The sequence below is a fragment of the Nocardia sp. NBC_01009 genome, assembly GCF_045208035.1.
Classification (GTDB): domain Bacteria; phylum Actinomycetota; class Actinomycetes; order Mycobacteriales; family Mycobacteriaceae; genus Nocardia.
Genome location: NZ_CP108695.1, coordinates 8,266,753 through 8,290,634, shown reverse-complemented (window position 1 = coordinate 8,290,634; position 23,882 = coordinate 8,266,753). Strand labels below are relative to the sequence as shown.

Annotated in this window: 6 protein-coding genes; 3 read left to right on the top strand and 3 right to left on the bottom strand. The window is 66.7% G+C overall.

Annotated elements, in window-relative coordinates; genetic code table 11:
* Positions 1-430: 430 nt before the first annotated feature.
* A complete protein-coding gene (locus OHA42_RS37490; RefSeq protein ID WP_406233047.1) occupies positions 431-18,619 on the top strand; it encodes an amino acid adenylation domain-containing protein in 18,189 nt (6,062 codons plus the stop codon).
* On the opposite strand, the gene OHA42_RS37485 is transcribed toward OHA42_RS37490, so the two are convergent.
* Positions 18,597-19,217 carry a hypothetical protein gene (locus tag OHA42_RS37485; protein ID WP_406233046.1) on the bottom strand — a complete coding sequence of 207 codons (621 nt, stop codon included), beginning with the start codon at positions 19,215-19,217 and terminating at the stop codon, positions 18,597-18,599. The genes OHA42_RS37490 and OHA42_RS37485 overlap by 23 nt on opposite strands.
* 574 nt (positions 19,218-19,791) lie before the next feature.
* On the opposite strand from OHA42_RS37485, the gene OHA42_RS37480 reads away from it, so the two are divergent.
* On the top strand, positions 19,792-21,258 hold the full coding sequence (locus tag OHA42_RS37480) for a phosphoribosyltransferase family protein (protein WP_406233044.1): 1,467 nt from the start codon (positions 19,792-19,794) through the stop codon (positions 21,256-21,258).
* Positions 21,255-22,127 carry a universal stress protein gene (locus OHA42_RS37475; protein ID WP_406233042.1) on the top strand — a complete coding sequence of 291 codons (873 nt, stop codon included), beginning with the start codon at positions 21,255-21,257 and terminating at the stop codon, positions 22,125-22,127. The genes OHA42_RS37480 and OHA42_RS37475 overlap by 4 nt, the downstream gene beginning before the upstream one ends.
* A gap of 591 nt (positions 22,128-22,718) precedes the next feature.
* On the opposite strand, the gene OHA42_RS37470 is transcribed toward OHA42_RS37475, so the two are convergent.
* A complete protein-coding gene (locus tag OHA42_RS37470; protein ID WP_406233039.1) occupies positions 22,719-23,111 on the bottom strand; it encodes a spore germination protein GerW family protein in 393 nt (130 codons plus the stop codon).
* A gap of 149 nt (positions 23,112-23,260) precedes the next feature.
* A complete protein-coding gene (locus OHA42_RS37465; RefSeq protein WP_406233037.1) occupies positions 23,261-23,869 on the bottom strand; it encodes a TetR/AcrR family transcriptional regulator in 609 nt (202 codons plus the stop codon).
* Positions 23,870-23,882 lie beyond the last annotated feature (13 nt).

Genomic DNA, 23,882 nt, shown 5'->3' with positions numbered 1-23,882 from the left:
CAGTGGAACTGTCGGTAGTCTAACCTGACTGATCATAACAGCTGTTAGCTAACTTATTGCTGGTCTACCGGTATGAACTGCTCCTTCAGGCTTGCGCGGGCTATCGTACAACGTTATAGCCATCTTGACGGTGCAGCAAGTGTCTGCGCCATATTTGCGGCCGGATGTCGAATCGTACTCTAGACTTGTGGCTTCAGTCCCTGGGCCGTGCGCTGCGGGCGACCTGACGATGGATGAATGGCTGAAACGTCCGGCCGACGAGAACGCCGCGCATCGTCGGCGAGATCGGGTGCCGATCGCCATGACTATCCCTTCCTGAGCACGTGATCCGGTTATCGTTACCATATTGCAAATTCCAACAAGCTGGTATGGGCAACTTTGCAGCAATATAACTGAGATCCTGAATGCAACGATGTCAGCGGAGGTCGAAATGGGCCAAAAGAGTGACAGCCCGGACTTATCGAAATGGTTGGAAACCAGTTCATTCCGCTCTTCCGGAAACCCGGATTCTGGTAACGGGTCCGGCGCGCGCTCCAACGGTAATGGGGACGCGCGACTGCCGTCATTCGACATTCTTCCACTGACTGCGGCGCAGCGGGGGATCTGGTTTGCCCAGCATCTCGCGGAATCGTCGCCGATATCTGTGGCCCAATACGTCGAGATCGTAGGCGAGTTGGACGTGGAATTGCTTGCCGAGGCCTGCAGAACCGCCAGCCGCGAGTTCGGATCCGGACATATGCGACTGATCGAGGTCGACGGAGAGCCGTGTCAGTTCGTCCACGAAAGTGGAGGTCAGGTGTCGGTCGTGGACTTGCGCCGGCACGCCGATCCGGTGGCAACCGCGCACAGACTTATGGTTCGGGATTATTCAGCTCCGTTGGACGTGCTGAATGACGACCTCATGACGAGCATTGTGTTCCAGGTTGGCGAGGACCATTTCCTGTGGTATCAGCGCGCGCACCATATCGCGCTCGACGGATTTGCTGCGGTAACGATGCTGCACCGGATAACCGAGTTGTACAACGCTTGGGTGAGGTCCGAGGAAGCGGCACCGTGCGCGGCGCAGGACCTGGGCGACGTCGTCGAGCAGGATCTGGCGTACCGGGGTTCGGCGCGTTTCGACAACGACCGTAAGTACTGGCTGGAGCACCTGGCAGGCGCGCCTCCCGTCGTCAGCCTGGCCGGTCGCGTGGGCAAGCCCACCATTCATCCGGCGCTGGTCAGCACAGAGCTGCCGGACGCCACCGCGCAGCTTCTGGAAAGCGTCGCGCTCGCGCACGGCCCGAGCGTGGCTCCGGTCATCGTCGCGGCGTTCGCCGCTTATCTCGCGCGGATGACCGGAAGCGATGAAGTATTGCTGAGTCTGCCGGTTTCGGGTCGGCACTCTGCCGTGCTGCGCCGTTCCGGGGGGATGGTGGCAAATGTGGTCCCGTTGCGAGTGCAGGTCGCCGGCCGCAGCGTCGGTGAACTGATCGCCGCCGTGCAAAGCGAGTTGACGAGTGCTCTTCGGCGGCAGCGCTACCGCCAAGAGGACATATTCCACGATATGGGGATTGCGCGCGACGAGGCGGCATCCTTCGGGCCGGCCGTGAACCTCATGATGATCGAGAACGAGGTTGTACTGGGCAACACGACGGGGCGCCTGAACGTCCTCACCTCAGGCCCTACCGCCGACCTTTTCGTCAATATCTACCCGGGCGCGGGCAGAAACAGTACACATATCGACTTCCAGGGGAATCCGAATGCCTACAGCCCTGACGAGCTCGCTGCTCACCACCGGCGGTTCCGCATGTTTCTGCACGAGTTCCTCGCCGGGGGGGCGGGATGTCCGGTCAGCAGACTGCCGCTGCTCGAAGCACAGGAACGGTCTGCGCTGCTGCCTGTCCGGGGGCCCAGCGGGGTCGAAACACGGCTACTTCCGGAGATTCTGACCGAGAGTGCGCGCCGGAATCGTAGTGCGTGCGCAATCACCTCGGCCGGGCAGACAATGACGTATGGCGAGCTGGACACCAGATCCTCCCAGCTGGCCCGGCATCTGATAGCTCTGGGTTGTGGGCCGGACACGGCGGTGGCGATCATGCTGCGACGCTCGGTCGAATCGGTCGTGGCGACGTGGGCGGTCGCGAAATGCGGGGCCGCGTTTGTCCAATTGGCCCCCGAGTACCCGTCGATGCGGATAGAACATATGGTCGCCGACAGCGGCGCAGCTGTGGCGATCACGGTCGACGCCTTGCGCGGGCGGCTCCCGCTGGCGATGCGCCATGTGGTTCTCGACGACCCCGCAACGCTGGGGGAATGCGACGCTGCGAGCGGACCGATTTCCGACGATGACCGTGTCCGCCCACTACGGCCGTCCAACGTCGCCTATATCACCTATACCTCCGGATCCACCGGAGCGCCCAAAGGCGTCCAGGTCACGCACACCGGCCTCGCGAATCTCGTTGCCGACCGCGCCACCACGTACGGCATCGACACGACATCCCGCGTGTCCTATGCCCTCTCACCCAGTTTCGACGCCTCCCTGGAACAGTTTCTGACCTGCTTCGCGAATGGATCCACGCTGGTGATCGTGCCGCCTGAGGTGACCGGCGGTGAGCCGCTCACGCAACTGCTGGCCGACGAGCACGTGACCCACCTGACGCTGACGCCCACGATGCTGGCAACCGTGGACCCGCGTCCGACGACCGACTTGCGGGTGGTCGTGGTCGGTGGCGACGTATGTCCACCGCACGTCATCGAGCGGTGGACACCGTCCGTGTCCATGTACAACGAATACGGTCCCACCGAAACCACCGTGACCGCCGTCGGCGCCATGCTGAGACCCGGCCGCGCCCACACGGTCGGTGGCCCCATCCGTGGCGTCTCGGCGATGGTGCTGGACCGAACGCTCCAACCGGTGCCCAAAGGCACCGCGGGCGAGTTGTATCTCGCCGGGCCGGGATTGGCCCGTGGGTACAGCCATCTGTGCGTCGAAACCGCCGCCCGGTTCGTCGCCGATCCGTACTGCGGCACCGGCGATCGGATGTACCGCACCGGCGACATCGCGCGCTGGACCGGCGACAACGCCGAGCTGACGCTGGAATTGATGGGGCGCAGCGACTTCCAGGTCAAGATCCGCGGGTACCGGATCGAACCGGGTGAAATCGACGCCGTGCTCACCACACACGAGGACGTGGCCCTTTCCGTCACGGTGCCGGTGCAGAACAACACCGGCACGACCGTGCTGGCGTCCTATGTCGTCCCGGTCAACGGCCGTCGGATCGATCCGCTCGAACTCCAGCGCTTCGCCCACGATTCGCTGCCGCCGCATATGGCTCCGGCGGTGATCCTCTCGTTGGACAGCCTCCCGGTGAACGCCTTCGGCAAGCTCGATCGCAGCGCTTTGCCGAAGCCCGAATTCGGGACCGCGCCGGTCGGTCGGGCGCCGGCCACAGCCCGGGAAAAGACGGTCGCAAGGCTGTTCACGGAGGTGCTCGGCGTGCCTCGAGTCGGGGCGGACGACAGCTTCTTCGCCCTCGGCGGCGATAGCATTCTGTCGATCCGGTTGGTGGCGCGGGCCAAGGCCGAGGGCCTGAGTTTCTCCACACAGGATGTGTTCGTGCACAAGACCGTTGCGGGCCTGGCGGCCACGGCGACGGACGCTGGCGATACCCCCGGTTTGGCCGAGTTGCGCGGTGGCGGCATAGGGCCGATGCCGTTGTCGCCGATCATGCGCGCAATGCTCGATCGGGGTCACTACGACCGATTTGCGCAGGCCGCGCTCGTGCAGCTGCCCGAGGGGGTCGATCGAGCGGGTCTTGTGCGCGCACTGGGATCCCTGCTGGACCGCCACGATATGCTGCGCGCGGCACTGCGCGGCGGCGATTCGGTTGATCGGTACGTCGAGGTACTCGATCGGGAAGCGGTCGACCCGGACGGCGCGCTCGCCGATGTTCGGCTCGATCGCCGTGACGCCGCCGAAGTCGACCGGCACCTGCACAACGCCGCGGACCGATTGGACCCGGGTAACGGTGTGCTCGTTCAGGCCGTGTGGATCCAGGATGGCAACGGCTCGGAACCCGACCTGATGTGGCTGGTGATCCACCATCTCGCCGTCGACGCGGTGTCGTGGCGCATCATCCTCGCCGACCTCGCGCAAGCCTGGTCGCAAGTCTCCGACAGCGCCAAACCGCATTTCGGCCCGGTCGCCACCTCGTTCCGGCGGTGGGTGCACGGGCTGGTCGAGCAGGCGCCGGGCAGGCGGTCGGCGGAGCTCGACCTGTGGAAAGACCTACTCGAGCGAGGCGATCAGCTAATCGGGTCGCGCCGTCTGGTCCCGGATCGAGACGTCGTGGCCACGGCGGGCCGGGTACATCAGCGCATCCCGGCAGCGGTTGCCGAGGCAGTTCTCACCACCATTCCGGACCGCTTCCACTGCAGTGCCAACGATCCGTTGCTCGCGGCCCTGGTACTGGCACTGAGTGAGTGGCGGCGCAGGCGCGGTTCGGCGGCGGCCGCCGGAGAGTTGATCGCGCTGGAGGGACACGGCCGCGAGGAGCGGGCCGTCCCCGGCGCCGATCTCAGCACCACCGTGGGCTGGTTCACCACACGCTTCCCGGTCCGGATCGAATGGGAGAATATCGACCTCGATGATGCGCTGGCCGGCGGCATGAGTGCGGGACTGGCGATAAAGCAGGTGAAGGAGCAGCTGCGCGCCGTGCCCGGCAACGGCATCGGCTATCAGATGCTGCGTCACCTCGATTCCCGGGGCAGCGCCGAGCTCGCAGACCTACCCGAACCTCAGATCAGTTTCAACTATCTCGGGCGGGTGGGTGTCGGTGAACGCTCGGGGCCCTGGGCGCCCACCACCGAATTCACCGCACTGACCGCGACGAGCGATCCGGGGATGGCGCTGTCCGCCGTGCTCGATATCAATGCGATCGCCGAGGAAGGTCGCGACGGGCTCGAACTCGACGCGACCTGGGAGTTCGCCTCGCAGGTGTTGGGAGCTGAGGAGGTCGACGAGCTCGCCGGGCTGTGGGCTCGCGCGCTGGGGGCACTTGCCGATCATGTCCGATCCGACACCACACCCGGCTTCACCCCCTCCGACTTCCCGCTCACCGCGGTATCGCAGGACGATGTCGACAACTGGCTGCGGGAATACCCGTCGATGACCGATGTGTGGCCACTCACCGCCCTGCAGTCCGGGCTGCTGTTCCACACGATCTACGACCGGGACGGCGACGACGGCTACATCGTGCAGGCGGCGCTGACGTTTGCCGGGCAGGCGGACGCGGAGCGGATGCGGCGGGCCGCGCAGGTGCTCATCGACCGGCACGACAGCCTGCGGACCGCGTTCGTCGAAAGTGCCGATGGGCCACGTCAGATCGTGTTGCGCGACACCAGGGTCGATTGGGCCGAGTCGAGTATCACCGATATCAGCGATGCCGGCCAGCAGGCCGAAGCACTTCGGCAACTCGCGGTGGCGGCCGCGACTCCGTTCGACCCGGCCCGCCCGCCGCTGGTGCGCTTCCACCTCGTGCGCACCGGCGTCGATATGTTCCAGTTGCTGGTCACCAACCACCACCTCGTGCTGGACGGCTGGTCGATGCCCCTGCTGATCCACGAATTGCTCGCGTTGTACACATCCGATGGCGATACCGCCGAGCTCGCGCCCCCTCGTTCGTATCGAGAGTATCTGCAGTGGCTACAGGTTCAGGATCGCGACGCCGCAACCGCCGCGTGGCGGGAGATGCTTGCTGGAATCGACAGTCCGACGCAGGTCACGAGCGGGCCGGATCGGACCGTCACCATGCACGCCGGCGAAGTCGGCGTGAACCTGGACGCCGCGACCACCGCTGCGATTCTCGATCTGGGCCGCTCGCACGGCGTCACTGCCAACACGGCCCTGCAGGTGGCGTGGGCATTGCTGGTGGCCGTCCTGACCGGACGGTCGGACGTGGTGTTCGGCAATACGTTGTCGCACCGCCCGCCGCAGATTCCGGATATCGAGCGGATGGTCGGGCTCCTCGTCAACACGCTGCCCGTCCGCGTCCGGCTCGAACCCGACGAAACCGTCGGCGACCTGCTCGTCCGCGTGCAATCCGAGCAGGCCGCCATGCTGGATCACCAGCACATCGGCTTGGCGGAGCTGCAAAGGGCCACCGGTATCACCGATATGTTCGACACCGCGACGGTACTCGAGTCCTATCCGTTCGACCGGGAACTGTTGGCACGCAATCTCTCCGACGCCGGATTGCGGCTCGTCGAGATCGACGCACACGATGCCACGCCGTATCCGCTGAGTTTGCAGGTGACCCCGCCGCGGTCGAGTCGCGACGGACGACCGGACGCCGACGAGCCCGGCACGTACTCGGTGACGCTGAAATTCGCCACCGACCGATTCGATTCACACGATGCCCACACACTGCTCGAACGATTCGAACTGCTTCTCACGCAGACCGTCAGCGATCCCGCTCAGAAGGTCGCCGCGATCTCCTCCTGCTGGGATTCCGAACGCGCGGAACTGCTTTCGGTCGGCAGCGAAGAACCTGCCGCGGAGCTCGTGCTTCGCGACATCCTGTGGGAGACCGCGCGGAGGTATCCGGATGCCGTGGCTGTCCGGTGCGGTGACACCACGTGGACCTATCGTGAGCTGGAGCGTCGCGCGGACGGGTGCGCTCGTCTGCTGGCCGGCCACGGTGCTCGCGCCGAGTCGATCGTCGCATTGGCCGTTCCCCGTTCGGCCGAACTGGTGGTTGCGATTTGGGCGGTGGCGAAAACAGGCGCCGCCTTCCTGCCGTTGGATCCCGGCAATCCCGCCGCGCGGATCGGGGAGTTGTTGTCCGACTCGCGGACCAGTCTGGGCGTGACGACCAGCGCTGTGGCACCGCAGCTTCCGGATACTGTCGACTGGTTGATTCTGGACGCTTCGACTTCGGACGTCGATGAGGGTCTACCTCGTCCGTCCGGTGTCCCGGCTGGGGCCGACCGGCTGTCGGCCGACAATGCGGCCTACGTGATCCATACGTCCGGATCGACCGGCAAACCGAAGGCGGTCCACCTCAGCCATCGAGGTCTGGCCGACCTTGTCGCGGCGCAAGTCGATGCCTTCGGTGTGGGTGCGGATTCGGTGGTGTTGCAGGTCGCGTCGCCGGGATTCGACGCCTGCTTGTCGGAGTTGCTGTTGGCGCACGGCAGTGGCGCCTGTCTCGTGGTGGCGCCACCGGAGGTGTACGCCGGGATCGACCTCGAGGAACTGCTTCGGTCGCAGCAGGTTTCGCACGCGATCATCACCCCGTCCGTGCTGAATACCATGGATCCGTCCCGGACGCCGTCGTTGACATCGCTCGCGGTCGTCGGCGAAGCGACCGGGTCGGACACCGTGAACCGGTGGGGCCCTGGGCGACGGCTGATGAATCATTACGGACCGACCGAGTGCACGATCTGGGCAACAGGGTCGGATGCGCTCGTACCCGGCGAGCCGGTGACGATCGGTGGCCCGATCCGAGGCGCGTCCGCGACGGTTCTCGACACGTGGCTGCGACCGGTGCCGGTCGGTGTCGCGGGCGAACTCTATATCGGTGGGCCCGGACTTGCCCGCGGGTACGTCGATCGACCGGGCGTGACCGCGTCGCGCTTCGTTGCCGATCCGCGATCCACCCGCGGCGAGCGGATCTACCGCACCGGTGATTCCGTGCGCTGGGTGCGCGGACGCGCCGGATTGGCACTGGAATATCTGGGCCGCAGCGATCAACAGGTCAAGATTCACGGCCTGCGGATCGAGCCGGGGGAAATCGATGCCCACCTGGCCCGGCACCCGGACATGGCGAGCGTCGCCACCGTTGCGGTGCAAGGGCCTGCCGGCGAACCGGTTCTGGTGTCCTATGTCGTCTCCGCGACGGGCGCTGCCGTGGATGTGGCGGCGCTCGGCGACGATCTCGCGGGCAGGCTACCTCGTTATATGAATCCTGCGGCGATCGTGCAGCTCGAAGAGATGCCGTCCACGCCCACGGGAAAGATCGATCGGCAAGCGTTGCGGCAGCGCGCCTTCGATTCCGACACCGCAGCCGGCAGGCCGCCGTCGACGCATACCGAGCAGGTCGTGGCGCAACTGTTCGCCGATGTGCTCCATCTCGACACGGTGTCCGCCGATAGCAACTTCTTCGCGCTCGGCGGGGACAGTATCGTCTCGATGCGGCTGGTGGCGCTGGCGAGATCCGCCGGGCTCACGTTCACGCCACGAGATGTATTCGAAGGCAAGACAGTTGCCGCCCTCGCCGCAATGGCGGGCGGCGGTGCGGCTCCGGTGACAATCCCGACGGCGGATCATGCTTCGGAGTTTCCGCTCGTCGCGCTCACACAACCCGACATCGATCGGCTCGAACGGCAGTACCGCGGTCTGTCGGACGTATGGCCGTTGTCGCCCACGCAATCCGGGATGCACTTCCACTCGATGTTCGACCCGGATGCCGGGGACAACTACACCGTCCAGACGATGATCGGACTTTCCGGCGCGGTCGACGGTGCACGCCTGCGACGTGCCGCCCAGGCCGTGGTCGACCGGCACGATATCCTGCGGGCCGCATTTGTGCAGACGGCGGCCGGGCCGTGCCAGATCGTGCTGGACCATGCCGAAATCCCGTTCCGGGAGATCGATCTCGCCGATGCGGGCGATGCGGAATCCCCCGCCGACCCGGGATCCATTGCCGCGGCGGACGCGGCGGCGGGATTCGACCTGTCGGCTCCTCCGCTGCTGCGCTTGACGCTGATCCGTATCGATGCGGGGTCCTTCCAGCTGCTCGTCACGAATCACCATGTGATCCTGGATGGCTGGTCGATGCCGCTGCTGATGCGGGAACTGCTCGACTACTACGGATCTCCCGCACATATCGACTCCGCCGAACCCGCGCCCTCCTACCGCGACTATCTGTCCTGGCTGGGTCGGCAGGACAGCGCCGCATCCAAAGCGGCATGGGCGCAAGCCTTTTCGGATGTCGGCGCACCCACCCGGGTGTCCCGCGACGTCGGCGCGGCGGGCCCGGTATCCGCCGCTGAGGTCGGGGCCGAGCTGACGGCGGATCGTTTCGGAGAACTCCGTCGAGTGGCGGCGCAGGCGGGTGTCACCGTCAATACGACCGTCACCGCGGCCTGGGCCCTGAATCTGCGCGTGCTGACCGGTGAGACCGATGTGATCTTCGGCGCCGCGGTGTCGGGCCGACCGCCGGAGTTGCCGCTGGTCGATCAGACGCTCGGCATGTTCCTGACTACGGTTCCGGTGCGAGTCCCGCTCGAACCCACAATGACGGTACGCGAGTTGCTGACCGGCATTCAGGCGCGGCACGCGCGCATGCTGGAGCATCACCATATCGGTCTGCCCGAGATTCACCGCAGCGTCGGACTGCCCGAACTCTTCGACACCGCGATCACCTTCCAGTCGTTCCCGGTCGACCGGACGGCGCTGCAGGAACTCGTCGATTCGGCGGGCCTGCGGGTGGACGAACTCAGCGGTGTGGACGCGACGCCGTACCCGCTGAGCCTGGTCGTGGAACCGAAGCAGTCCGAGGACGGCGAGGCGCAGGGGCTGCGGATCATCCTCCGATTCCACGACCGTGCATTCGACACTGCGTCGGCGCGCCGCATCCTCGACCGCTTCGTCGAGTTGCTGTGCCGGATCGCCGCGAACGCGGACGTGCGGCTGGGTGCGCTGCCGCTCGACGCGGAACCGGGGCCGTCGTGGCCGGTTTCGGGTGCGGAAGCTGCGATTCCGGACACGTTGGACCGCATACTCGCCGCTTCCGCTGCCGCCGAACTCGACGCGATCGCCGTGCGGTGTGGTACGGCCGCCATGACCTACCGGCAGCTCGACGAGCGCTCCGCACGTCTGGCTCGGGTTCTGCTGCGGCACGGCGCCCGGCGGGGGCAGGTCGTCGCTTCTGCGCTTCCGCGATCCCTTGCGGCGACGGTGGCACTGTGGGCCGTGTCCAAGGCGGGCGCCGCCTTCCTGCCGATTGATCCGGCCCTGCCATCGGACCGCATCGCATTTCTGCTGTCGGACTCGAAAACCGTGCTCGGGCTCACCGATACGTCCACCAGGAAGCACCTTCCGGATGGCGTCGACTGGCTGATCCTCGACGCGGAGCAGACGCTCGGCGCCGAGGACTCGGCTCCTGCTGTGCCGATCAGCGATGCCGAACGCGGCGGGCCGATTCGGCGGGATCAGACCGCGTACGTGAGTTACACCTCCGGGTCGACCGGAACGCCCAAGGGCGTTCTCGTCAGCCATCGCGGCTTGGCCGATATCGTCGCGGCCCAGCGGCGGATACTCGGCGTCGACCCGACGTCGGTAGTGCTGCAGGTCGCCTCGCCCAGCTTCGACGCCTCGGTGTTCGAGCTGTTGATGGCGCACGGCTCGGGCGGTCGGCTCGTCGTCTCGCCTCCCGATGTCTACGCCGGTCCCGAGCTGGCGAATCTGATTCGGCGAGAAGGTATTTCGCATGCCATCGTGACCCCGTCGGCGCTGGCGACAGTCCCGTGCGATGGTCTCGACGGGCTGCGTGTGCTGGCAGCGGCCGGTGAGCCGGTCGGGCCGGAACTGGTCGATCGGTGGGCGCCGCATCGCGCCATGGTCAATGTCTACGGTCCGACGGAATGCACGATCTGGGCTACCTCCGGCGACGCTCTGGCACCGGGTGCCACGATCACGATCGGCAGGCCGGTCGGCCCGGTCGCGGCCGTGGTCCTGGATACCTGGTTGCGGCCCGTGCCAGCCGGTGTCGCGGGCGAGCTGTACCTGTTCGGCCCCGGCCTGGCCCATGGGTATATCGCGAGGATGGGGTTGACTGCGGCGCGGTTCGTCGCCTGCCCGTTCGGGGAGCCGGGTCAGCGCATGTACGCGACCGGTGACGTGGTGCGTCGCACCGTCGATGGTGAGATGGAGTTCTTGGGTCGCAACGATTTTCAGGTGAAGGTGCGCGGCACCAGGATCGAGCTGGGGGAGATCGACGCGGTGCTGGGTGCGCGTGCGGATGTGGCATACGCCGTCACCGTGCCGCGCAGCGATGAGGGGCGACCGGTGCTGCTGGTGTCCTATGTCGTGCCCGCGACCGGGGCACAGGTATCGGGTGAGGAGTTGCGTGCGGCGCTGGCCGAGGCGTTGCCCCGGTACATGGTGCCGTCCGCGGTGGTGGTGCTGGACGAGGTGCCGCTGAACGCCAACGGGAAGCTGGATCGCGAGCGGTTGCCCGAACCGGTTGCCGTCGCCCGCGAATTCCGGGCGCCATCGCCGGGGTTGGAAGAGTTGGTCGCGCGGACATTCGAGCAGGTACTCGACGTGGACCGGGTGGGAGTCGACGACGACTTCTTCGCGCTGGGCGGCGATTCGCTGAGCGCCTCGCTTGTGGTGGCGCGCATAGGTGCGGCCATGGACGTGCGCGTGCCGGTGCGATCGGTATTCGAGGCGCCGACCGTCGGTGAATTGGCCGCGCTCGCAGGGACACTCAGCGGTGGGGGCCGGTTGCCCCTGCTGCCCGGAGTGCACCCCGACCCCGTGCCGCTGTCGCTGGCACAGCAGCGGATGTGGTTCCTGAACCGGTTCGAGCCGGACTCGGCGGCATACAACATTCCGGTGATGCTGCGGCTGTCGGGACGGCTGGACACCGCGGCGCTGGCGGCCGCGCTCGCGGATGTGATGGCACGTCACGAGGTACTGCGAACGATATATCCGGAAGTTTCCGGTGAGCCGCGGCAGGTCGTTCTCGACGAGCCCGCGGTGCCGGTGGAGCCGGTGCGGGTGCCGGTGGATTCGGTCCCGGAGGTGGTGGGCGAGTTCGTGCGGCGCGGATTCGATGTGACGGCCGGAGTGCCGATGCGAGTGGGATTGTTCGAGCTCGACGGTGACACCGGAGAATTCCTGCTGGCGCTGGTGGTCCATCACATCGCAGGCGATGGTCACTCGATGGGGCCGCTGGCCCGTGACGTGATGGCGGCGTATACGGCGCGCCTGGCAGGGCACGCGCCGGAATGGGAGCCGCTCGCCGTGCAGTACGCGGATTTCGCGTGGTGGCAACGGCAGGTGCTGGGGACCGAGGACGATCCGGCGTCGTTGATGTCCACGCAGCTGGAGTTCTGGCGCTCGACGCTCGCGGACGCACCGGACCGGCTCGAACTGCCCGCGAACCGATCACGCCCGGCCGTCGCATCACTGTCGGGAAGCCGGGTTCCGGTGGAGATCGATGCGAGGCTGCACGAGCGGTTGCTCGCGCTGGCACGGTCGCATGGGTCGTCGCTGTTCATGGTGATGCATGCGGCACTGGCAACGGTATTGGGGCGTCTCGGTGGCAGCGACGATGTAGTGATCGGCACCCCGGTCGCGGGGCGCGGCGAGTCCGCTCTGGACGATCTGGTGGGGATGTTCGTAAACACCCTCGCATTGCGGACCCGGGTGGATACGGGCGAGCCGTTCGCCGAGTTGCTGATGCGCACTCGCGAGACGGACCTGCTTGCGTTCGAGCACGCGGACGTGCCGTTCGAGCGGGTCGTGGAGGCGTTGAGCCCGGAACGATCGGCGGCGCGGCATCCGTTGTTCCAGGTGGCCCTGGCGTTCCAGAACGTGTCGACGATCGATATCGCGCTGCCCGATGTCCGGGTCGCCCGAGCGGATGTGGATACCGGGGCGACCCAGTTCGACCTGCAACTGGTGCTGTCCGATTCGTTCGGCAATGCCGGTGTGGTGCAGGGCATCTCGGGAACGATGACCTATGCGCGGGATCTGTTCGACGAGGCGACCGCGGCGGCGATCGTCCGACGGTTGGTGCGGGTGCTGGAAGCCGTCGCCGACGATCCGGCCGTAGTGATCGGGGATATCGACTGGCTGGAAGCCGACGAGCGCTCGGCGCTCACATCGCGGGTGGGGGCGCATACCGTGGCGGCGCCGGAGCCCTCCGGATTGCTGCCGGATGTGTTCGCCTCGGCCGTGCGGGACAACGGCGACGGTATCGCCGTTGTCGCGGGGGATGTCACGTTGTCGTATGGACAGCTGGACAAGCGGTCCAGCCGGCTGGCGAGGGTACTGATCCGCCGTGGCGCCGGACCGGAGCATCCGGTCCTGGTGGCGGCAGCCCGGTCGATGGAATCCGTCGTCGCGTGGTGGGCGGTGGTCAAGACGGGTGCGGCGTACGTGCCGGTGGACCCAGGCTATCCCGCGAGCCGGATCGAGCAGCTGGTCTCGGATTCCGATGCGACGCTGGGAATTACGGTGTCGTCGGCGCGTGCCAAGGTGCCCGATTCGGTGGACTGGATCGTGCTCGACGACCCGGCCGTCGCCGCGCAGATCGACGCGGCGGCGAGCGGCCCGATCAGCGATGACGAGCGGCCGCGGCCGCTGCGGGCTTCGGATGTCGCCTACGTGATCTTCACCTCCGGAACGACCGGGGTGCCGAAGGGCGTCGCCATAACACATTCCGGCATCGCAGACTTCGTCTCGGGGTGGCGCGCGGACCGCGAGCTTCGGCACACGTCCAGGGTCTTGCACTTCGCGTCGCCGTCGTTCGACGCCGCACTGATGGAGATCCTGATCGCGGTCAGCCGGGCCGCTGTACTGGTCGTGGCGCCGACAGGGATCTACGGCGGCGGCGAGCTGGCCGAGCTCTTGCGCGTACAGCGGGTCACCCACGCCTTTCTGACCCCGGCCGCGCTCGCCTCGGTGGATCCGGCCGGGCTGGACGACTTGCGGGTGGTGATGTCCGGTGGTGAGGAGGTCCCGGCGGATCTGGTGAGCCGATGGGCTGGCACCGACACCGCGGGCGCCAGGAAGTTCCAGGTGCTGTACGGGCCGACCGAGGCCACGATCGCCGCCACGGCGACGGGTGCGCTGCGACCGGCCGACCGGCCGACGATCGGTACCCCGCTGCCGGGAATACAGACGCTGGTTTTGGATGCCCGGTTGCAGCCGGTGCCGATAGGGGTGGCCGGAGAGCTGTATCTGGCGGGTCCTGCGCTGGCGCGTGGGTACCTGAACAGGGCGGCGACGAATGCGGCGCGGTTCGTGGCGCACCCGTTCGGGGAACCGGGACGTCGCATGTATCGCACGGGTGATGTGGTGCGCTGGAATACCGACAGTGCCCTGGAATTTTTGGGGCGCAACGATTCCCAGGTGAAGATCCGCGGTTACCGCATCGAGCTCGGCGAGATCGACGCGGTGTTGAGCGCGCGAGCGGATGTCGCATACGCGGTCACCGTGGCGCGGCGGGAGGACACCGGTGCGGTGGTGTTGGTGTCCTATGCGGTGCCGGAAGCCGGGGTCAGCTTGTCGGGCGAACAGTTGCGGGCGTCGTTGACCGAGGTGTTGCCGTCGTACCTGGTGCCCGCCGCGGTGATGATCCTGGACGCGATCCCCCTGTTGCCGAATGGAAAACTCGACCGCGCGGCCCTGCCCGCACCCGTCGTCCAGGCCAAGCGATTCCGGGCCCCGGCGTCACCGGTGCAGGAAATAGTGGCCGGCGTATTCGCCGACGTCCTCGGCATCGATGGTCCGGTAGGCGCCGACGACGACTTCTTCGAACTGGGTGGCAACAGCCTGGTGGCCACCCGCCTAGCCGCACGGATCGGTGCCGCCCTCGACGCGAACATCCCGGCGTCGATGATTTTCGAGGCGCCGACGGTCGCGCGGTTGGCCGCGCGCGCCGAATCGCGGGTCGACACCGGTCGGGTGGCGCTGACCGCACAGCAACGGCCGCAGCGAATTCCCCTGTCGTACGCACAGCAGCGAATGTGGTTCCTGAACCGGCTCGACCCCGGCTCGGCGGCCTACGGCATTCCGATCGTGCTACGACTGTCTGGGCAGCTGAATCTCGACGCGCTGCGCGCGGCCGTCGAGGATGTGCTGAACCGGCACGAGGTACTGCGGACCGTATACCCGTATCGTGAGGGCGAGCTGTCGCAGGTTGTCCTTCCCGCCGCCGAGGCGATCGCGCCGGTGACCGTGACCTCGGTCGCGGAATATGAACTGGCCGAAGCGTTGTCGGCGTTCGTCTCGACGGTGTTCGATCTGACGGTCGAGGCGCCGGTGCGGGTCCGGTTGTTCGAGCTCGGGCCGAACGAGTGGATCCTGGCCGTGGTGGTGCATCACATCTCCTGTGACGGGTTGTCGCTCGGCCCGCTGGCACGGGACATGATGACCGCGTACACGGCACGCCTGGTCGGGGAGATACCGAGCCGCCCGCCGCTGCCGGTGCAGTACGCCGACTACGCGATCTGGCAGCGGACCGTGCTGGGGACCGAAGACGATCCCGACTCGCTGCTACGCGCCCAGATCGACTACTGGACAGTCGAATTGGCGGAACTTCCGGTTTTGCTCGAGCTGCCGACCGACCGAACGCGCCCGCCCGTACAGACCCACGCGGGCGCGAGCGTACCGATAACCGTCGGTGCCGATCTGCACGCGCGATTGCAGCAGGTCGCGCGAGCACACAACGCGACGCTGTTCATGGTCTTGCACGCTGCGCTGGCGGCTACGCTGGCCCGGCTGGCCGATACCGACGATATAGCGATCGGCACTCCGCATGCGGGACGCGGCGAACCCGAACTCGACGATCTGGTCGGGATGTTCGTCAACACGCTGGTGCTGCGGACCCGGTTGGCCCCGGGGATGACCTTCACACAGCTGCTCGAGCACGTGCGCGGGACCGATCTGGCCGCGTTAGCGCACGCAGATGTTCCGTTCGAGCGACTGGTGCAGGAGCTGAACCCGGTGCGGTCGCACGCCCACCATCCACTGTTCCAGGTGATGCTGGCATTCCAGAACGTCGGCAGTGCCCAGTTCGAACTTCCGGGGCTCTCGGCCTCGGCTGTGACCGCCGACATCGACACCGCACTGTTCGATCTGCAGATCACGATGTCGGATTCCTACGACTCCACCGGTGCCGCGGCCGGCATCAGCGGCGCGGTGACCTACGCGAGCGATCTCTTCGACGCGACAACGGTGACCACGATCGTCGATCGCCTGCTGCGGTTGCTCGGCGCACTGGTGACCGATTCGGCACAGCCGGTGCACGAGGTGGATCTGCTCAGCGCCGATGAACGGGAAGCCGTGCTGACACAGTGGAATTCGACAGATCAGATGCTCCCTCCCGGCGAGACGCTCGCCGCGGTCTTCGCCCACTCCGTGCAGTCGTATGCGGACCGGCCCGCGGTGATATTCGGCGAACAGTCGCTGACCTATGCGGAATTCGCCTCTCGCGTATACCGGTTGGCGCGGTGGTTGATCTCTCGCGGAGTGGGTCCGGAATCGTTGGTGGCGCTGCGGATGCGGCGTTCACTGGACCAAGTCACCGCCACGTACGCGGTGCAGGCCGCCGGCGGCGGGTACGTGCCGGTCGATCCGGACCTTCCGGCCGACCGGATCGCGTACATGCTGTCGATTGCCGCACCGGTGCTGGAGCTGTCGTCCCTCGATGGGCTGGAGCTGTCCGGATTCGATGACGCGCCGGTCACCGACGCCGATCGGCTCGCACCGCTACGACCGCACAACGTTGCATACCTGCTCTTCACTTCGGGGTCGACCGGGCGACCGAAAGGTGTTGCGGTATTGCACTCTTCGGTAGTCAACCAGGTGCGGTGGGTCAACGAAATCTCCGCACTGACGCCGAATGACGTCGTACTGCAGAAGTCCCCGGCCACGTTCGACATGTCGGTGTGGGAGCTGTTTGCGCCACTGGCGGTGGGGGCGCGGCTGGTGATCACGCGAGCCGACGGGCATACCGACCCGGCTTATCTCGCCGAAACCATTGCCACCCAGCGGGTCACGATCACCGCGTTCGTGCCTTCGATGCTGGCGGTATTTGCGGACGCGACGCCTGCGGGGTCGCTGGAGTCGGTGCGGACGCTCCTGGTGGGTGGTGAGGCATTCGGCCCTGAGGTGGTGGACGCCGCGCGGCGAATTGTGCCCGGGGTCGAGTTGCACAATATGTACGGGCCGACCGAGTTCACCGTGTGCGCGACCTCGCATCGGGTGACCGACGCCGACAGCGGGAGCATGCAGATGGGCACACCGGTGTGGAACGCGCGGGCATATGTACTCGACAAGCGGTTACATCCGGTACCGCCCGGGGTCGCGGGGGAGCTGTACTTGGCGGGTAACCAGCTCGCGCGCGGCTATCAGTCACGTCCGGGCCTCACCGCGGAACGGTTCGTGCCCGACCCGTACGGTGACGGCCGGCGCCTGTACCGCACCGGCGACTTGGTGCGGTGGCGCCGGAGCGGCGAATTGGAATACATGGGCCGCACCGATTTTCAGGTGAAGCTGCGCGGCCTGCGCATCGAACTCGGTGAAATCGAGGCAGTACTTGCCGAGCACCCCAGCGTCGCCCGGGCGATCGCTGTGGTGCGCTCCACCGGTGCGGTGGACCACCTCGTCGGCTACCTCGTGCCTGCCGCGGGTACCACGGTCGACACCGCAGCGGTCTCGGCGCACGCGGCAACGAAACTGCCCGACTACATGGTGCCCACCACGATGGTGGTGCTCGACACCGTGCCCCTCAGCCCGTCGGGCAAGCTGGACAGCACGCGGCTACCGGAGCCGGTGCTCGCGGTAGGGGAGTTCAGGGAGCCCTCGTCGTGGCTGGAATGGGAGGTTGCCCGGGCCTTCGGAACGGTACTCGGTATGGATCGGGTGGGCGTCGATGACGACTTCTACGCATTGGGTGGTAACTCGCTGAAGTCGGTGCAAGTGGTGAGCGAGTTGCGCAAGGAACTCGACTACGAGGTTCCGATCAGCTGGATGTTGTCGGATCGCTGTCCGGCCGACCTGGCAAAGCGGATCGAATCCGGAATGCGCTCCGGCCCCGCCCTCGACCGGACCGATGTCGGCTTCGATGTGTTGCTGCCGATCCGGACCGGCGGTGAGCGAGCACCACTGTTCTGTATCCACCCGGCCTTGGGCCTGTCGTGGTGTTACCGCACATTCGACCAGTACCTCTCCGACGGTCGACCGATCTACGGCATTCAGGCGCCACAAATCGGCGGTGAGGTCCCCGGTCCGACATCGATCGAAGAAATGGCCGAACGCTACTTCGACGAGATTCGCGCGGTTCAGCCACACGGCCCCTATCACCTCCTCGGCTGGTCACTGGGTGGTGCGATCGCCCATGCCATTGCCGTCGAGATGCGCGCCGCCGGTGAACAGGTTGCGCTACTGGCACTGTTGGACGCCGAGGTGGGCGGTGTCGACGAGTCGACGCTGCGCACCGTCACCGCCGGAGAACTGATCAGCAATCTCGGCCCGGTCATGGGCGTCGATTACGTGAGCCCCGATGCGAATGCCGAGGAGGCCGCCGACCTGATCGAACGGCACTTGGGGGGCAGCCTCGGTATCGACGCCGCACGGATCGAGCGCCTGACCGATGCCTACAACCTGGCGATCCGGGCAGCCAGTGTGTGGCGGCCCGCGGTCTTGGACAGCGACATGCTCTACTTCGCCGCGACACGTGAAAGGCGATCCGATGCTGCGGGTCACGAGGGATGGGCGCGGGTGGTCCGCGGGCAGATGTCGATTTTCGACATCGATGCGACCCACCTCACAATGACCGAACCCGGAGCGATTGCCCAGATCGCCCGGATTCTCAATGCACGACTGGATCGATGACCGCGTTTTCTTTCGGCGAGGTGGTGGGCGCGCCGGACCCATCGAGGCCGTCCTCTTGCGGGAGGGGCGTGGTGATGCCCACTATCGCCCCGACCGACGCCCCGAGCGCCCCACCGAGCAGGGCGGCAGGTCCGGCAACGACGGCGACGCCGACGGCCGCGCCGGCGAGCGGGCCGACAACCAAGCCGGTCGGCATGAACGGGATCCCGGCGACGAACCCGGCGCCTGCACCGATCATTCCGGCGGTGATCGCGACGGGCGCGGACACTCCCGCGGCGATGCCCGCACCGATTGCTGCACCGACGGCCGCGTCCATGGCGGTGACGGTGCATCTGCGGGGATCTACGGGGACGTGCTCGCAGAACGCCTGGATCGGCTCCTGGCTCACGGTCGGCGGCGAGTCCGGCGCGTCCACCGTCGCGAGTCGGGTCCAACTGCCGGCGGCGAGCGGATTCGCTGGGATAGGACCTTGCCCCTGCTCATGGTCCGTCAGCGATAGCCAGTTCGCTGTCGTCGGTGGCGCGGCAGGTGCCTTCGCGGTGTCATCCAGGGATGCGTTGGCTACTCCGGTTGCGAGAACGACCGCAATCGGCAACATGCTCGCAATCAATATCGGACGTGATCGCTGCCAATGACCGGCTTCCGGCATTCCGCACCTCCTGGACGTCTACCTCTTAGGTTTCTCGACTTCGAGTATTTGTCGCACGTTGCGGCGCTGATAGCTTAAGCGGTCGGCGGGGCTGGGTCGGGGAGAACTGTCGACGCCCGCGTGTCAGGCAAATCTGTGGCTATGCCCAGCTGGTGCGTGACACGCTCCGCTACCTGAATGTGCCGGACCGGTATCCCGCCGTGCTTGCCAGTCCGCCGCGCGCTGACGTCGGCCGGCCGAGTGCTGTGCTCCAGGGCCCACAACGCCGAGTGTCAGCACCGCACGGAGATTCGGACTGTTCGGATCGGGCCGGCGCTCTGGTTGGGTCGGCCGCCAGCCGGTAAGCGGAGCGCCCGGGCGGGGCCGCCACAGAGCTGTGATGTCGTCGGAGGGACTTCGGTCAGAAACTCCCTCGGGACCCACGGCGCATTCGAGGACCAATGTCTCCTTCTGCGGCGACGATCGGATCTGGCGTCTACGTGGGTATATGTCGAAGCTGAAGAGATCACTGAGGAGGTTCGTCGTGCTGTTCGATGATCGTGCGGACGCCGGACGTCAGCTGTCGCTGCGGCTGAGGTACCTGGACGAGGAGGACACCGTGGTGGTCGGGTTGCCCCGCGGTGGCGTCCCCGTCGCCTACGAGGTCGCTGTCGGGTTGGGGGCCCCGCTGGATGTGATCGTGGTTCGCAAGCTCGGGGTGCCGCATCAGCCGGAGCTCGCGTTCGGCGCCGTGAGCGAGGACGGCATCGTGGTGATCGACAACGGCATCGTGACGCGTGCCAGACTCACCCTCCACGAGATGGCGGAGGTGGAACGCCATGAACGTCAGCAGCTCGTTCGGCGTACCGCGCTGTTGCGAAGTACCCACCCGCGCATAACGTTGTGCGGCCGGACGGTGATCGTCGTCGACGACGGAGTCGCGACGGGTGCGACGATTCGTGCGGCCTGTCAGGATGCACGGGCACGCGGTGCGCGCCGGATCGTCCTTGCCGTTCCTGTGGTGCCCCGAGCCGTCCTGCCTCTGCTGGCAGGTGATGTCGACGAGACGGTGTGTCTGGCGTCGCCGTCGTGGTTCGGGGCGGTCGGCCGGTGGTACGGCAGGTTCGATCAGGTCTCCGATGCCGAGGTCGCCGACCTGCTGCGCCGCGCTGCGGGGCATCTGCCGGCGCCGCCGACGGCCGGCGCGGACGATCCACTGCTGCGGAATGAACCGGTGCGGGTGATCACCGGGGGAGTGGCATTGAATGGGTACCTCACCGTTCCGGAGCACCCGCTCGGGCTGGTGGTATTCGCATACGGCAGTGGCAGCAGCCGGCACAGCCCCCGCAATCGCTATGTGGCCGAGGTGCTGAACCGTGCCGGGCTCGGGACGCTGCTCGTCGATCTTTTGACCCTGGAGGAGGAGACCGATCGCTCCCGAGTCTTCGATATCGGGCTGCTGTCGCGGCGGCTGGTGGACATCACGGTTTGGCTGTCGCGGCGCAGCGATGTGGACTTGCGAATCGGATACTTCGGAGCCAGTACCGGCGCGGCGGCTGCCCTGCGGGCGACAGCAGATCCAGCTGTGCGGATTTCCGCGGTGGTGTCGCAGGGCGGTCGGCCAGATCTCGCCGGACCGCACCTCGGCGACGTTACGGCGCCGACCATGCTCATTGTCGGAGGCGATGATGAGGGCGTACTTGCGCTGAATCGTCGTGCGATGCAAGCGATGACGTGCGAGACGGCGTTGACCGAGGTGCCAGGCGCCACCCACTTGTTCGCCGAGCCCGGGGCGCTGGAGAAGGTCGCCGCGATCGCCCGTACGTGGTTCGTGAACCAGCTGTCTCCGTCCGAGGCAGCCCAGCAGCCCGCTCGTGAGCAGGGTGTATACCGACCTGGCGGAGGCAGCCGGGATCGGCTCGATGAATCGTTCGCCCCGCGTCGAGTCAGGCCGCGGCGGCTGCTGCTACAGAATCGGCGGCGCAGCGAATTCAGAGAGGACAAACAATGAACGACCATCCGATCATCGCGGCCGTGGACGGTTCGGCGAGCTCATACCAGGCAGCGGCCTGGGCGGCGGTCGACGCCGCCCTGTGTCACTGCAATCTGCACCTGGTCACGTCGGAAGCGCTACCCACCACGTACGCGCCCGGCGTCATGATGGGCCCGCCGGAAACAGACTTGCTGCGCGCCCAGGGCGAGCAGGTCCTGGCCGAGGCCACCAGCGTCGCAAGGCAGGCCGCGGGTGAAGAACTCGATCTCACCACGGAATTGACCTTCGGCGCGATCATCCCGACCCTCATCGAACGGTCGAAGACCGCAGCGATGCTGGTGGTCGGCAGTCGTGGCCTCGGTGCGTTCCGACGCGGTCTGCTCGGTTCGGTCAGCGCCGCGCTCACTCATCACGCCCACTGCCCGGTCACCGTCGTGCACCAGAATTCCGCAACCGACCCGGTGTCACTCGGCAGGCCCGTCCTCGTCGGTGTCGACGGCTCGACCAACAGCGTGCCCGCGATCGAGCTCGCGTTCGAACAGGCATCCCGGCGCAAGGTCGGGCTCGTCGCCCTGCACACCTGGAGTGACGTCAGCTCGGTCGACTACCTACCGGTCCCGGGATGGGACGCGGCACGGGAATCGGAAGAGGTCGTGCTCGCGGAGAGCATGGCCGGATGGAGCGACCGTTACCCGGACGTCGCGGTGCGGCGAATCGTGACGTGTGACCGGCCCGTTCGTTCGCTGCTGGACACATCATCGAACGCACAGTTGCTGGTCGTCGGTAGCCACGGCCGCGGTGGATTCACCGGGATGGTGCTGGGCTCCACCAGCAACGCGCTGCTGCATTCGGTCGAGTGCCCGATGATTGTGGTGCGCTGCCCCTGACTCCAGACGTGTTGTGCCGAAGCGCCGGCCGCTTCGGTCCGCGAACCATCGCCTCCGGCACGGTGTTTCACACCGCCGTTCGAGCTGGCGGGCGCGGGCGGATTCAGATGCTCGGTGAACCACACCGCGGCCCAACTCGATCCGAGATTGCACGACCCGTAGGGTGCCGGCGGCACTTCGCCGCACGGGTTGGTGGCTCTTCCAGCCAGCCGAGTCCAGGAAGCGGATAGTGCGGCGAGGAGCGCCGATCCAGTCGGCGACAGGCCGAGGTCATCCACCGATCCAGGCCGCCCGAGCGCAGTCTTCGGCCGCCCGAGCGCAGTCTTCGAGGATCGATCGTGTCAACGGCCATGACGCCGCGCCTACCTCGCCGACGCCGTAGAGTGCGGTCGGCCCACCGCAATGGTCTGCGGCGATCGTTCTTCGCGAAGCACGGGCCTCGTCCACGTCACAAGCATCGAGACGACATCTCCTCCTACACATCACAATCGACGCGCAGCGGACCCTGCCCGACGTTGTCGACGGCCTGGTCGGTGTAGCACGCGGTATCCATATCAGTAAGTGTGTTCGGCTCCGATCGCGGGCACACGATCACCGAGTCCCTCGTGCGAAGGGCTTTCGTTGTCGCCGTGAGCCCGGGATGTGGGCTGCCCGCGCTCGCAGTGAAGCGATGCGCAATCCGACGATGGCGGCGACGATGGTGACGACACCGGCGATCGTGACCAGCCGATTGACGTCGATCGCCGGCTGCCAGCGCACCTGGCCGTCCTTCAGCACGTACGCGCCGACTGGCTTGGCGCCCACACCGAAGCCGCCGCCGGATCCTTCTTTCCCTTCTACGTCGGTGCCTGCGCCTGCGCCTGCGCCTCCGGAGATCGCGGCGGCCGTGATCACGGTGGTTCCGTCACGTTCGACCGGCTCGGCGAATACCCGCTCGACCGTCATCGAGTCCTTTGTCCTGGCAAGGACGTCTTCAACCTTCATGTGTGTCTCCCGTGTCGACTCGGCTCGACCGGACCGCATGTCCAGCTCTTCGCCAGTGTCGGAGGCTTCGAGCACGCTGTGGAGGGCCGGTGGTCCTTCGTCGAGATGACGAAAGCAATCGCAGCCACGTCAAGACGGGATCCGGAATTTCAACCGGAGATGATCGGCACCAGATGCTTGCGGGCGAATTCGGTGAGCTCCTCAGTGGATTGGAGCGGGATGGATCCGTCCGGCTGCAGGACGAGTGAATGGACGAAACGGCAGACGATCTCCGCGCGGGTCCGCAAATCGGCGGAGTCCGGCAGCAGATTGCTTTCGACGGCCTGCTGCAGCGCGGCGGACGTCGCCGCGACCGACATGGCGAAGGTTGCGGCGCCCCCGGTGGTGAGTTGCGGAAGGACTCGCTCGGGTTCGAGGGTCAGCATCCGTTGCACGAGGGGATGGGTGCGCCATCGGGTGACGACCGTGACGAAAATGTCGGCGACGAGTCCGTCGAGAGTGTCGTGGCGTGCGGGCATCTCGGCGAGTTCGGCGAGCACGCGCCCCACCTCGCGGGTGGTGACCATCTGCACGACGTCGTCGCGGGAGCCGACGCGACGGTAGACCGTGACCCGATCGACGCCGGCGCGGCGGGCGATGTCCTCGATCGTCGTCTTTTTGATCCCGACCTGTTCGAACTGAACCAGTGCGGCGTCGAGGATGCGCGATTCGATGGCTTCGGCCGATTCGCGCGTATTCGACGAGGTCGTGGCGGTCACGTTTCGACGCTAG

Coding starts and splice junctions, on each gene's coding strand:
- OHA42_RS37490 (WP_406233047.1), top strand. CDS start 431: ATGGGCCAAAAGAGTGACAGCCCGGACTTATCGAAATGGTTGGAAACC.
- OHA42_RS37485 (WP_406233046.1), bottom strand. CDS start 19,217: ATGTTGCCGATTGCGGTCGTTCTCGCAACCGGAGTAGCCAACGCATCC.
- OHA42_RS37475 (WP_406233042.1), top strand. CDS start 21,255: ATGAACGACCATCCGATCATCGCGGCCGTGGACGGTTCGGCGAGCTCA.
- OHA42_RS37470 (WP_406233039.1), bottom strand. CDS start 23,111: ATGAAGGTTGAAGACGTCCTTGCCAGGACAAAGGACTCGATGACGGTC.